This is a genomic window from Rhodoferax sp. GW821-FHT02C08 (genome assembly GCF_059421805.1).
The window spans coordinates 186,660-199,290 of record NZ_JBWKVR010000011.1 but is presented as its reverse complement, the minus strand read 5'-3'; the positions used below and the strand labels follow the sequence as shown (position 1 = coordinate 199,290).

Genomic DNA, 12,631 nt, shown 5'->3' with positions numbered 1-12,631 from the left:
AACGCCCAAGTGGCCGAAATCGGACCCTGGTAGATGCATGGGCCTATTTTGAAGAGGCTTGTTCAGCGTTGCCTTAGCAGCTTTGAGCGGTTCATCATTTGAACCTTCCCAACTGTGCTGAGGAATTGACCGTTGTCCTTGATGAACTCCCTTTACGTGCTGTCGTTGGATGAAATTTTTCAGACGAAATTCAAGTTCCGGGTAATAGTAGGTAAGCGGTAAACACGCATCGAATCCGAATACGAGATGAGCAATGCAACGGGTAGGGCAATATTCTGAATCTAGGACGGCGAGCAGAGGCCTGTACTTGGAGTGACACAGGAGACGAATTGAAGAGGGAAGAGGCTTACCCTCGCCATCCACGTACTGCAATACAGCAAAAAATCCATTCTTCGAGAGCTGTGAGGCTGAAGGGATGGCGTATTTCGAAATGTATACGCCAAATCCGCTGTCGAGCAAATGTGCAGCCAACTTCAGTGCACTGGAATTGGGGAATCCCGAGAGAAGAACAGAACTAAGCTGACTATTGCTGGACATCCCGAAATTTTTACGGATTTCAACCGCATAACTTTTCTACCAGGCGTGTAAATTGATACGATTCTGACCACTTGAGCGACAAAAATTGAAGCCACATTACGAGCACATACACCTGAGCCCCGGAGACTCGTGGGCGCTCTACGTCAAGCGTGCAGAAAGCTTGCCGTTTTTGTGGCATTACCACCCCGAATTTGAATTGACGCTCGTGGAAAATGCCACCGGATACCGCTATGTTGGCGATAGTTTGGAGTCCTTTAAAACAGGAGATTTGGTTTTTATTGGACCGAACCAACCGCATTGCTGGTCCACAGAAGAAAACCAAGATGCTGTCGTGCCAATAACTGCAGTGGTCATATGGTTCAGTAGCGGTTGGATCGAGAATGTCATCGCATGCTGGCCGGAGTTCGCACCGCTCCATCAGCTGTGCCAGTTCGCTTACAGAGGGATTCGCTTTTCAAGGGAGGTCATAGATTCAGTGCGGCCACGAATTCTGGCGTTGGAGCAGCAAGAACCCGCTCAACGGCTGGGATCCCTGTTTCAGATCCTGGCCGAACTGGCCCACGATCGTGAGTCAACAATATTGTCAAGCCCTGCAATGGCTATCCAAACGCACCGTGCGGAAAGCAGATTGGCAGCAGTTCTGCATCGCCTTCATGCAGAAATTCGTGATATTCCGAGCGCGGAGGAGCTGGCTGGGATCGCAGCACTGTCCACCGGATCTTTCCATCGATTTTTTAAGCGCCACACGGGAATGACGGTGTTGGAGTACGTTCGTCAAATCCGGATTGGCACGGCATGCCAGAATCTAATTGAATCAGACCAACCCATCGGGCTCATCGCCGAGAAGGTAGGCGTCCGAAATCTTGCGCATTTCAACAGGCAATTCATGCGCAGCAAGGGCCTTACCCCGAGCCAGTTTCGGCGCCTGTATCGCAGGTAGAGCACTGGGGTGCACCAAATATCCAAGTATTTTTTTCTCCTGTGGCCAGACTAAGGCTGCGACACAAGATCAAGTAGCGTACCCATCTATTGCGCTCGCTTGACTAGAAAACTTTTGCAGGTGATAGCAGTCAACGGTTTCACCCGACACCACTTATCAAATTCTCAAATATCGCCCTGCTTTCTCAAATAGCAAAAACTTTCTTAGTATCGAAAGTTTTACCAAATGGTCGCTCCGCATAACTTTCCCAGAGAGTTAATCTGAAAAATCAGATTCTTTCAAGAATCAGTGCAATGCCCTGACCCACACCAATGCACATAGTGCAGAGTGCATAGCGCCCGCCTGTGGCATGCAGGCGGTTGATGGCAGTGGTGGCCAGGCGGGCACCACTGGCGCCCAGCGGGTGACCGAGTGCAATGGCGCCGCCCCAGGCGTTAACGCGTTCGTCGTCATCCTGCAAACCCAACTGACGTAGAACTGCCAGGCCCTGCGCGGCGAATGCTTCGTTCAGCTCAATTACATCCAGCTGCGCCCGCGTCAGGCCAGTGAGGGTCAGCACTTTTTCGGTTGCGGGTGCCGGGCCGATGCCCATGATTCGCGGGGCTACACCGACAGTAGCCATGCCCACTACACGGGCGCGTGGTGTCAACCCGTGTTTGGCAGCGCTGGTTTCATCGGCTAGCAGAAGTGCGCAGGCGCCATCGTTCACGCCCGAGGCATTGCCCGCCGTCACCGTGCCGCCAGGGCGCACCACGGGCTTGAGTTTGGCCAGTGTTTCCATGCTGGTGGCACGCGGGTGCTCGTCAGTGTCCACTACGATGGCATCGCCCTTTTTTTGCGGAATGGTGACGGCGGTGATTTCACGCGCCAGATGCCCAGCCTTTTGGGCGCTCACAGCGCGTAGTTGGCTGAGCAGGGCCATGGTGTCCTGGTCTTCGCGACTGATCTGGAAGTCGGTCGCCACGTTCTCTGCGGTTTCGGGCATGGAGTCCACGCCGTACTGTTCCTTCATCAGCTTGTTGATAAAGCGCCAGCCAATCGTGGTGTCGTGCACTGCGTTGCTGCGGCTGAAGGCGGATTCGGCCTTGGGCATGACGAAGGGTGCGCGGCTCATGCTCTCTACGCCGCCGGCGATCATCAGGCCGGCCTCGCCGGACTTGATGGCGCGGGCTGCTGTGCCCAGGGCGTCCAACCCCGAGCCGCATAAACGGTTCACTGTGGATCCAGGCACCACCAGCGGCAGGCCCGCCAGCAAACTGCTCATGCGTGCCACGTTGCGGTTGTCTTCTCCCGCTTGGTTGGCGCAGCCGTAGATCACATCGGTGACTGCAGCCCAATCAACGTTCGGGTTGCGCGCCATCAGCGCCCGGAGGGGGATGGCGCCGAGGTCATCGGCACGCACGCTGCTCAGGGCTCCGCCGTAGCGGCCGAAGGGGGTGCGAATTGCATCACAAATGAAAGCTTGGTTCATGGGGTGTTCGATACTGATTTATTTAACGTCGGCATTTAAGCCTGGATGGGCAAGCCTACGAGACGCTCTAGTTCGTTGTGCTCCAACCCATCCACCTTGTCGATAAGCTTGAGACCCTGCGGCGTGCATTCCAACGTCGCCAGGTCAGAGTAGATGCGTTTGACACAGGCGATTCCGGTCAATGGATAGTTGCAGGCATCGACCACCTTACTTTCGCCCTTTTTGGTTAAGAGATCCATCATCACCCAGGTCTGCTTGGCACCGATGGCCAGGTCCATGGCGCCGCCCACGGCTGGGATGGAGCCGGGTTCGCCGGTGCTCCAATTAGCCAGATCGCCGGTGGCGGAGACCTGGAAGGCACCCAGCACGCAGATATCCAGGTGGCCACCACGCATCATGGCGAAACTGTCGGCATGGTGGAAGAAGGCGCCACCTCTCAACAGCGTCACCGGCTGCTTGCCGGCGTTGATAAGGTCGTAGTCTTCCTCGCCAGCAGCGGGGGCCGGGCCCATGCCGAGGATACCGTTTTCGCTGTGCAGTACCACCTCTATGTGAGCCGGGATATGGTTGGCGACCAGGGTGGGTTGGCCAATGCCGAGGTTCACATAGGCGCCATCGTGGATGTCCTGTGCAACGCGCTGGGCGAGTTGGTCTTTGCTGCGTTTTTGGTAGTTGCTCATGGTGTGTCTCTGGCTCAGGCAGCTTGTTTGAAGCCACCAGCCTGGGTGGCCAAGTGGTCAATCTTCACGATCTTGGATACGTGTATGCCGGGCGTGACGATCGCTTCGGGGTCTAGGGAGCCCAGTTCCGCAATGGAATGCACAGTCGCGACGGTGCGCTTGGCGGCGGTGGCCATCACCGGGCCAAAGTTGCGTGCCGCCTTGCGGTAGACCAGGTTGCCCCAGCGGTCGCCGCTTTCGGCCTTGATGAGGGCCACATCGCCGTAAATCGGGTACTCCAGCACATAGGGCTTGCCGTTGATGAACCGGGTTTCCTTGGCGCATCCGTCGGCGTTCCTGGCCAGCTCGGTGCCAAAGCCAGTGGGCGTGAAGAATGCACCGACACCGGCACCGGCCGCGCGCAAGCGCTCGGCCAGGTTGCCCTGGGGTACCAGTTCCAGTTCGATCTGGCCACTGCGGTACAGGCCGTCGAACACCTGACTATCAGCCTGGCGCGGAAAGCTGCAGATGATCTTGCGTACCCGACCAGCTTTGAGGAGTGCAGCTAACCCGGTTTCGCCATTGCCGGCGTTGTTGTTGACTACGGTGAGGTCTCGGGCACCCTGTTCGATCAGACCCTCTATCAGTTCATTGGGAATGCCGGCAGTACCAAAACCACCGATCAGTACCGTGGCCCCGTCGTGGATACCTGACAATGCCTCGGTGACCGAGGCGGCGATTTTGTTGATCATGGTTGTACGCCGGTCTTGACGGGGTTGAGGACAAAGTCGTAGTTCAACGTGTAAAACGGCCGATCCATCGGAGTGCCGTCTGGAGTGGTTCCTGTTTCGTGTTTGACCCAGTCGGAAATCAATGTCGAGCGGACACCAAAGACTGCATCGGAATCCAGATACTTGTCATGGTCCCTGAATACATGGGTGATCAAGCGCTCAAAGCCTGGTGCCACCAGCATGAAATGCAGGTGGGCCGGACGCCAGGGGTGGCGCCCTAGCGCGTCCAGCATGTCTCCGACTGGGCCATCGTGGGGGATCGGGTAAGGCTCTGCCAGGATGGAGCGAAAGTGGTAGCGGCCGTCGGCGTCGCTGACGAACCGTCCTCGAGCGCGATGTTCATGCTGCCCGGCTTCTGTTGGAGGGCGTTGAACGTCGTAGTAGCCGTCCTCGTCCGACTGCCATACGTCCATGGATACACCGGCCAACCCGTTTCCTTGCGGATCTGTAACCCTTCCTTGTACAAAACAAGGCTCACCTCCTGCGCCATTCGACATATCGGCCCCCAATGGATAGTCAGGAGCGCCTTCGATAAAAAATGGACCAAAAACAGTTGCCTCTGTGCATCCCGCAGGTTTGATATTGTTCTGCGAGGTCACCAAGGTAGATAAGCCCAGAACATCGGACAGGAGGATGAATTCTTGTCGAGCGTCATCGGTAATGTGGCCGGTGGCGGTCAAGAACTGAATTCCTTTGAACCACTCGTCTTCGGTCAGGTTAATTTCGCGCGCAAAGGAGTGAAGGTGTTGCACCAGGCTGGTTATGACCTGCCGGAGTCTGTCATCTTTACAGTTGGCGATGGATGCGAGGACGGCCTGTGTGATGGTGTCTTCGTTGATGTTGCGCATGGGCTTGTCTCCAATGGTGCTTATGCATTTGTACAGCCAATACGTTACTACTGCGTCCTGCGGAAAAAAATACTCTATAGTGAAATCAGTTTTCCACTAGATGAGGCAATCCGAAATGGACCGCTGGGCGCAAGTTGAATTTTTTGTACAGGTCGCAGAACTTGGGAGCCTGTCGCGTGCAGCGGAAAAACTGGATATGTCCAACGCGGCAGCAAGCCGTACCTTGCAAGCTTTGGAAGAGCGACTTGGGGCACGGCTGGTTGAACGAACCACACGGCGCCTATGGCTCACGGAGGTAGGAACGGTATTTCACCGCCGTTGTGTTGCCATGATGGCCGAGATGGCCGAAGCTGAGGCAGTTGTGCAAGAAACCAGCTTGCAACCTAGCGGGGTGCTGCGGGTTACGAGTTCTGTGTCTTTCGCGATGATGCATATAGCACCAGGCTTGCCAGAATTTAATCGTCGCTACCCTCAGCTCAGCGTACAGATAGTGGCTGCAAATCGTTACCCTGACTTCATTGAGGCGGGGATTGATGTTGCCATCCGTACCCGCGAATACGAGGGCGATTCAGGAATTACGGTGCGCCGGCTTGCGCACACGCGCCGAGTGCTCGCCGGCTCTCCCGGGTATTTGAAGGAGCATGGGGCACCCAAGACGCCAGACGACTTGAAGCTGCATCGGTTGCTTGTCTATAACCTTGCGAATGACCCTTATGTGTTGCACTTCAGTCGTGGCGAGGAGCGATGCAACACCTCTATCACCAGTATGCTGGATTCAAATGAGGGCCAGGTGATCTGTGCAGCGGGTCTTGCCGGTTTGGGCTTAGTGATCCAACCGCTCTACATCATCTACGACGAGATCGTTGCGGGTCGTTTGGTGCCTGTATTAACCGACTGGGAGCTCCCCTCGTTAACCATCAATTTTGCTTACCAAAGCAGGCGCCACCAACCCGCCAAAATTAGGGTGTTCACCGAGTTTTTTCTTCAACGATTTGAAGACCAAGAACTTGGAAAAAAATGGGCATCTTCGCTCCGTTAGCCGACCACGAATTTGGTCTTAACAATCTTTGCCGAACGCAGGCAGGATAGTCGTAAGACTGATAAGCGCGAGTGAATCCGGCGCCAAATTAGCCAAGGTGGCTGAAGTTTGCCACCATTGATCCTACGTGAAACCCTTTGCAATTATTCCTGGTGAGCGGGTCTGATTGAGTGACGGGCCTGACCATGTCGGGAAAGGATTGGGCAAGCAATACACGCCGCTTAACTTGCAATCCAGGTCAAGTCTTTCTTTTACTGTAGCGGCCGAAGACGGTGCCCCCAGACGCACATTCGATGTGAAGACCCGTTCCACGACTTGATAAGTCGCAATTGTTGTGGGCCGAAGAGTCGCGGATATCCAGCGACAAGCTGGAAATACATCGCAATGACTCTAGTAGGAATGGGCATCCCCGGTAAACGCATTCGGGTCAAGAAGTCGCCTTCATTCATATTTCCATATATAGGAAAAGATATTTCCAAATGCGCTATTTTTTGCCGCTGGGCGTGAATATATAGTTGCGCTCAAGGTCAGTTAGCAAAGCAGAAATCAGGAGGCACGGAGCGAAATCTCCGACACAAAAATGGACAACCGAATTTTTCAACATGTTGCGGTACCGGGTGTTGGGACCCTATGCGCGGAGTCCATTGCCGCCTGTCCGCCTGGATTCAGCTATCGCAGCTGGGCGGGAGGCTAGGGTCATGATCAAACACATAGTCATGTGGAATGTGCGTGGCGAGACCGTCGAAGCGCGCCAGAAAGCGGCACTGTTTGTGAAGAGCCGGTTTGACACTTTGGTAGGTGTGATCCCAGGGATGAAATACCTAGAAATTGGTTTGGATGTGAGCGGCGTCGACTATGCCTGCCATGTTGTCCTCTACTCTGAATTTGACTCCCAGGAAGCCCTTGATGCATATGCCTTGCATCCTGACCATTTAAGAATCCGCAAGGAGCTTGGAGACATCCGCATCTCTCGTCACCAAGTCGACTACATCGCTAAGGCTGAGTGATATGAGCATCAAAGATTTCATTTTCACGGCTCAGCCTTCGCGGGTGGTTTTTGCAAAGGGTTGCCTCGGACTCTTGGCTGAGGAGGTTAAGGCGCTGGGTGCACGCCGAGCATTGGTCTTGTGCACGCCTCAGCAGCGCGACCAGGCGCAGCTGGCCAATGACCTGCTAGGTGACATGGGGGCCGGGATTTTTGATCGTGCAGAAATGCATGTACCTATTGAAGTGGCGCGACGAGCTCGGGAGTACGCCAAAGCGGTTGATGCCGACTGTGCGGTTGCCATAGGGGGCGGATCAACCATTGGCCTGGGAAAGGCCATTGCACTGGAGTCCTCGCTGCCGATCATTGCAATACCTACAACTTATGCAGGCTCCGAAATGACTCCGATTTATGGAATCACGGAGTCCGGAGCGAAGAAAACTGGGCGAGATATCCGCGTTCTTCCTAAGACTGTGTTGTATGACCCCAATCTAAGTGCGGGCTTACCAGTGGGAATGTCAGTTGTGAGTGGAATGAACGCCATAGCGCATGCAGCGGAAGGCCTGTACGCCAAAGACGGAAATCCCGTGATGTCGTTGATGGCGGAAGAAGGGATCCGTGCCTTGGCCAACGGGCTCAAGGGCATAGTTTTGAACTCATTCGATATGGATGCACGAAGCGAATGCTTGTATGGCACGTGGCTGTGCGGCACTGTACTCGGGCATGTGGGTATGGCTTTGCATCACAAGCTGTGCCATGTGCTTGGAGGAAGCTTCAATCTTCCGCATGCAGAAACCCACACCATCATCTTGCCGCATGCCCTTGCTTACAACACTGACGCCGCTCCAGAAGCGATGCAGCGGATAGCGAGAGCGCTGGGGGCATCCAGTGCGGCAGAGGGGGCATTCGACCTGGCTAAGCAATTGGGTGCGCCAACGGCTTTACGGGATATTGGACTCAAGGAAGCGGATCTGGAATCGGCATGCAAGATTTCGCTGTCCAACCCCTATTGGAATCCTAGACCCATCGAAGAGGAGGCGTTGATGATGCTTCTTCGACACGCTTGGACTGGTCAAAGGCCAATTACCTAAAGCCAGCGTCAAGATGGATATCGGCACGTGTAGTAGCCAACACCCACAAATTCACGATTTAAAAAGGAGACGGTTATGGGCAAGTTGATAGGAGACGAAACCAAATTCGGTGTGGCGTGCCTCGGTATTACCCACCCCCACACGTCTGGTCGCGTCAGAGCGCTGCAGCGCTTGTCGAATGCGCATATGCTGGGCGCGTATGACGATAGCCCACTGCTCAAGCCATTCACAGAGGCGATGGGCATCGAGGCACGCAGCAAGCAGGACATATTGGACGATCCCAATGTGCATGCCATCTACGTGCATTCGAAAAGCAACAAGATGGCAGATTTGTCGATCGAGGCGCTAGAGGCGGGCAAAGCTGTACTCTGTGAGAAACCCGCCGGACGCAACTCCGCTGATGCACGACGCATTGTGGATGCAGTGAAGCGCACCAACGGGATCTTGCAGGTGGGTTATTGCTGGCGCTTTTCACCAGCCGTGGAGGCCATGCAGCACGCGCTGCAAACGGGTCGCCTGGGCAAGGTGTTGCAGGTGCGTGCCCACGGCGGATGTTCACATGACGAGGCCGACACAAACCACATGAAGCAGCCGGAGGATATCGGTGGTGCGATGTTCGTAATTTCCTGCCATTTGTTTGATCGTGTCATTCACCACTTTGGTATGCCCCTGTCGGTGAATGCCCGGATCACCAAGTTTCCGGGGGCCATGGGACCCACATCACGCGAAGATGCGGCAGGTGCGGTACTCAACTATGCCGACAAGATTGTCGTGGTGGACTTCTTTTCGTGGGATCCGCTGCCTTGGCTGGAAACCTGGGATATCACCGCCTATGGCACAGAAGGTGTCATGCAGTCGTGCCCATCGCCCTCAAGTTATCGGATCTACGACAAGGGCAACCGCGGCGTGCCCGAGGGTTGGACCGAATGGAGCGAAACCAGTTTCCCTATCAACTGGGCTTCCAAAAAAACCGTGTACTCGCCGGAGCTGGCAGAAATAGGCAACCCAGTTTTCTTCGACCGCGAGCTCGCCGCCTTTCATAGATCCGTGCGCCATGGTGCGCCTGTGGTCATCCCCGCGACTCAAGCGCTCAACATCAGCACACTGATCGAAGCCTTGTTCGCCTCTTCTAAAAACGCTGGTGCAGAGGTCTTACTGTGAACACGACTACCCCCGAACTACTCGCCGCGTACTGGACACTAGCTGGCGACGTCTATCCTGGTGCGCCGACCGAGGTTAGTGCCTTTTCGCTGCAGGAGCGCGCGGCAGCTGCTTCCAAAGCGGGCTATACCGGTATGGGTATCGTCCATGCTGACTTGATGGCCAATGCTGCCAAGATGGGGTTTTCTGGCATCAAATCGGTGCTAGCGGACAACGGAATCCAGCACGTTGAAGTTGAATTCCTGTCCGACTGGTTCGTCGACCCAGCCGACCCTCGGCGCAAGGTTTCGGATCAGATGCGCCGTGAACTCTTCGAAGCCGCTGCCACTTTGGGTGCCCGGAACTTCAAGATTTCACCGGCACTGTTTGATGAAACCCCACCCAATATCCCCTTGTTGCGAGACGAGTTTGCGCGTTTGTGCGAAGAAGGGCGGCAAGTTGGAACCGATGTCGTCATCGAAATGATGCCCTTCACCAACGTCAAGACGATCGACACCGCCATGGCCATCATCGCCGGAGCCGACCAATCCAACGGAGGGCTTCTGCTGGACATTTGGCATCTGGAACGTGGTGGCATGGATTGCAGCGAAATCGCAAAAATTCCAGCACGCTTCTTGAAAGCCATTGAGCTCGATGATGCAGACAAGGACGTGGTGGGAACGTTGTTTGAAGACACCCGCTTTGGTCGACGGCTGTGCGGTGAAGGCAGCTTCGATTTGCCAGGTTTCATCAAGGCGGTCCGCGCCGCTGGTTTTAGCGCACCTTACTACGGTGTTGAAATCATCTCCGAAGCCTTTCGAAAACAACCACTGGATGTGATGGCGCGCACCTCTTTCGATAGCACCATGCGCCTTTTCAAAAACCTGGCCGTCTAATTTTTACCTGGAGACTTTCAAGATGATTCGAGTTGCTGTACTGGGTGCGGGTCGCATCGGACAAATCCACGCGGCCAATGTTGCCGCCAATCCCCGCGCGACACTGATCGCTGTCGTCGACCCTGTTGCAGCCGCGGCAGATGCTTTGGCTGCTAAGTTGGGCTGCGAGGCATCTACTGATGCAGCGGTAACGATTGCTCGTGCCGATGTGGATGCCGTGGTGATCGGCACACCTTCCGATACCCATGCCCACCTGATGCTGCTCGCAGCACGGGCTGGCAAAGCGGTGCTGTGCGAGAAGCCTGTGGACAATGATCTGGCCAAGGTGGATGCCGCCATTGCGGAGCTCAAGCAACTGAACGCCAAAGTCATGATGGCCTTCAACCGCCGTTTCGACCCCAGCAACGTCGAGCTGCGCAAAGCCATCGATGCGGGTCAGATTGGTGATGTCCGTCAGGTCATCATCACCAGCCGTGACCCAGGCTTGCCACCACGTGAATATGTTGCCCATTCGGGTGGAATTTTTCGCGATATGGTCATCCATGATTTCGATATGGCACGCTTTCTTCTTGGCGAAGAGCCCACCGAGGTGTATGCCAAGGCCAGCCGCGTGGTCAACAAGGCGCTGATGGAAGAGTTCAACGATTACGACACTTTGATGGTGGTGATGCAGACCGCATCTGGCAAACAGTGCCACATCAACTGCTGCCGCGAAGCGGTGTATGGCTACGACCAGCGTTTTGAAATTCTCGGCTCCACCGGAATGCTGATGAACGACAACCTGCGACCCAGTACCGTGCGTCGCTACAACGCGACCGAGACCGAAGCCCTACCGCCTCTGCTGAATTTCTTTCTGCAGCGCTACACGGATGCCTACCGTAATGAGCTGGATGCCTTCTTAAAAGCACTGCAAGAAGGCAGTGCGATGCCCACCACGCCGTGGGATGGCCGCCAGGCATTGCTGCTGGCCGAGGCCGCGATGGAATCGGTAGCTACCGGTCGATCTGTCGCTGTGTAGGCACAGCTACAAGCCCACTTTCGAATCACACCCCGAGGGACGGCTCGGGGTGCGGGAGAACCTTTTCCGTCCGCAGCCTATTTATCAAAACCATTTGGAGACAAGTATGAAAGTCAATCGCAAAATCCTAGTCACCGCCATGTTGACCGCCGCTAGTTCCGCCTCCATGGCGCAACTCGTTGGTGTTAGCTGGTCCAATTTCCGCGAAGAACGCTGGACCACCGATGAAAAAGCCATCAAAGACCAACTTGCCAAATCGGGTGCAACCTATGTGGCGGCAGATGCTGCAGCATCCCCGGAAAAGCAGTTGGCAGACATTGATGGTCTGATCAGTAAAGGAGCCAAGGTCTTGATGATCCTGGCGCAGGATAAAGATGCTATTGCTCCAGCACTGGCTAAGGCAAAGGCCCGGGGTATCCCCGTCATTGCGTATGACCGCCTTTTCGAGTCACCCGAGGTTTTCTATATTTCCTTCGACAACAAGGAAGTCGGCCGTTTGCAAGCACGGGCCATCTACGCAGTGAAGCCCAAAGGCAATTACGCGATGATCAAGGGTGCGTCTACCGACCCGAACGCCAACCTGCTGCGCGAAGGTCAGCAAGAGGTGCTGGCTGAAGCCCTCAAGAAAGGCGACATCAAAATTGTTGGAGAAGAGTACACCGACGATTGGAAGCCAGAAGCCGCACAGAAAAACATGGAGCAGATTCTGACGAAGGCCGGTGGCAAGGTGGATGCGGTAGTGTCATCCAATGACGGCATGGCTGGCGGCGTCGTGGCGGCATTGTCGGCGCGTGGCTTGACCGGTGTACCAGTCTCAGGCCAGGACGGCGACCATGCAGCACTAAACCGCGTTGCATTGGGAACGCAAACCGTGTCGGTGTGGAAGGATTCGCGTGAATTGGGCCGCGAGGCTGCAATCGTGGCCGTGGCGTTGGCCAAAGGTCAGCCGGTCCAGGGAGCGTCGATGTTCAACGGTGGCGAAAAGAAAGTCAGCATGAACTCCATCCTGCTCAAACCCCAGCCGATTACCAAAGACAAGCTGGATCTGGTCATCAAGGGTGGTTGGATCAGCAAGGATGTTGCATGCAAGGGCGTTGACAAAGCCACAGGACCCGCAGCCTGCAAATAACGCGCAATTGCGCGGGCTGATGGCGCCGCGAATCGCATCGTCGACGCTGTCAGCCGATTTTCATCTTTAACCATATTGAGGCATCCA

The 12,631-nt window shown here is 55.4% G+C and carries 13 protein-coding genes; 8 read left to right on the top strand and 5 right to left on the bottom strand.

Features of this window, described 5'->3' with window-relative positions; genetic code table 11:
* A partial coding sequence (locus tag AC07VY_RS15435; RefSeq protein ID WP_495119490.1) for a hypothetical protein occupies positions 1-537 on the bottom strand: 537 nt, incomplete at its 3' end.
* An 85-nt stretch (positions 538-622) separates the two neighbouring features.
* Between AC07VY_RS15435 and AC07VY_RS15430 the strand changes: the two genes are divergently transcribed.
* Positions 623-1,477, top strand: coding sequence for a helix-turn-helix domain-containing protein (locus tag AC07VY_RS15430; RefSeq protein WP_495097891.1), 855 nt, complete (start codon positions 623-625; stop codon positions 1,475-1,477).
* Between the two features lie 268 nt (positions 1,478-1,745).
* Here the strand turns inward: AC07VY_RS15430 and pcaF are convergent, their stop codons facing one another.
* From pcaF to AC07VY_RS15410, 4 genes are read right to left on the bottom strand one after another with little or no spacing between them, the layout of a single operon-like run.
* Entirely contained in the window at positions 1,746-2,948 is a 1,203-nt protein-coding gene (gene pcaF / locus AC07VY_RS15425; protein ID WP_495097890.1) for a 3-oxoadipyl-CoA thiolase, read from the bottom strand.
* Between the two features lie 35 nt (positions 2,949-2,983).
* Positions 2,984-3,628 (bottom strand): 3-oxoacid CoA-transferase subunit B, encoded by a 645-nt coding sequence (locus tag AC07VY_RS15420; protein ID WP_495097889.1) that lies wholly within the window; start codon positions 3,626-3,628, stop codon positions 2,984-2,986.
* Positions 3,629-3,642: 14 nt separating this feature from the next.
* Positions 3,643-4,359, bottom strand: coding sequence for a 3-oxoacid CoA-transferase subunit A (locus tag AC07VY_RS15415; RefSeq protein ID WP_495097888.1), 717 nt, complete (start codon positions 4,357-4,359; stop codon positions 3,643-3,645).
* Positions 4,356-5,246 carry an intradiol ring-cleavage dioxygenase gene (locus AC07VY_RS15410; RefSeq protein ID WP_495097887.1) on the bottom strand — a complete coding sequence of 297 codons (891 nt, stop codon included), beginning with the start codon at positions 5,244-5,246 and terminating at the stop codon, positions 4,356-4,358. The genes AC07VY_RS15415 and AC07VY_RS15410 overlap by 4 nt, the downstream gene beginning before the upstream one ends.
* A 115-nt stretch (positions 5,247-5,361) precedes the next feature.
* Between AC07VY_RS15410 and AC07VY_RS15405 the strand changes: the two genes are divergently transcribed.
* From AC07VY_RS15405 to xylF, 7 genes are all read left to right on the top strand, one after another.
* Positions 5,362-6,285, top strand: a complete 924-nt coding sequence (locus AC07VY_RS15405; protein ID WP_495097886.1) for a LysR family transcriptional regulator — start codon at positions 5,362-5,364, stop codon at positions 6,283-6,285.
* Positions 6,286-6,983: 698 nt separating this feature from the next.
* Positions 6,984-7,292 carry a Dabb family protein gene (locus AC07VY_RS15400; protein WP_495097885.1) on the top strand — a complete coding sequence of 103 codons (309 nt, stop codon included), beginning with the start codon at positions 6,984-6,986 and terminating at the stop codon, positions 7,290-7,292.
* A gap of 1 nt (position 7,293) precedes the next feature.
* Positions 7,294-8,361: a maleylacetate reductase gene (locus AC07VY_RS15395; protein WP_495097884.1), complete on the top strand. Its 1,068-nt coding sequence runs from the start codon at positions 7,294-7,296 to the stop codon at positions 8,359-8,361.
* Between the two features lie 75 nt (positions 8,362-8,436).
* Positions 8,437-9,522 carry a Gfo/Idh/MocA family protein gene (locus tag AC07VY_RS15390; protein WP_495097883.1) on the top strand — a complete coding sequence of 362 codons (1,086 nt, stop codon included), beginning with the start codon at positions 8,437-8,439 and terminating at the stop codon, positions 9,520-9,522.
* Complete coding sequence (locus AC07VY_RS15385; RefSeq protein WP_495097882.1) at positions 9,519-10,397, top strand: sugar phosphate isomerase/epimerase family protein; 879 nt, start codon at positions 9,519-9,521, stop codon at positions 10,395-10,397. Before AC07VY_RS15390 ends, AC07VY_RS15385 begins: the two co-directional genes overlap by 4 nt.
* Before the next feature lie 22 nt (positions 10,398-10,419).
* Positions 10,420-11,415: an inositol 2-dehydrogenase gene (gene iolG / locus AC07VY_RS15380; protein ID WP_495097881.1), complete on the top strand. Its 996-nt coding sequence runs from the start codon at positions 10,420-10,422 to the stop codon at positions 11,413-11,415.
* A 106-nt stretch (positions 11,416-11,521) separates the two neighbouring features.
* Positions 11,522-12,544: a D-xylose ABC transporter substrate-binding protein gene (gene xylF / locus AC07VY_RS15375; protein ID WP_495097880.1), complete on the top strand. Its 1,023-nt coding sequence runs from the start codon at positions 11,522-11,524 to the stop codon at positions 12,542-12,544.
* Positions 12,545-12,631: the final 87 nt, after the last annotated feature.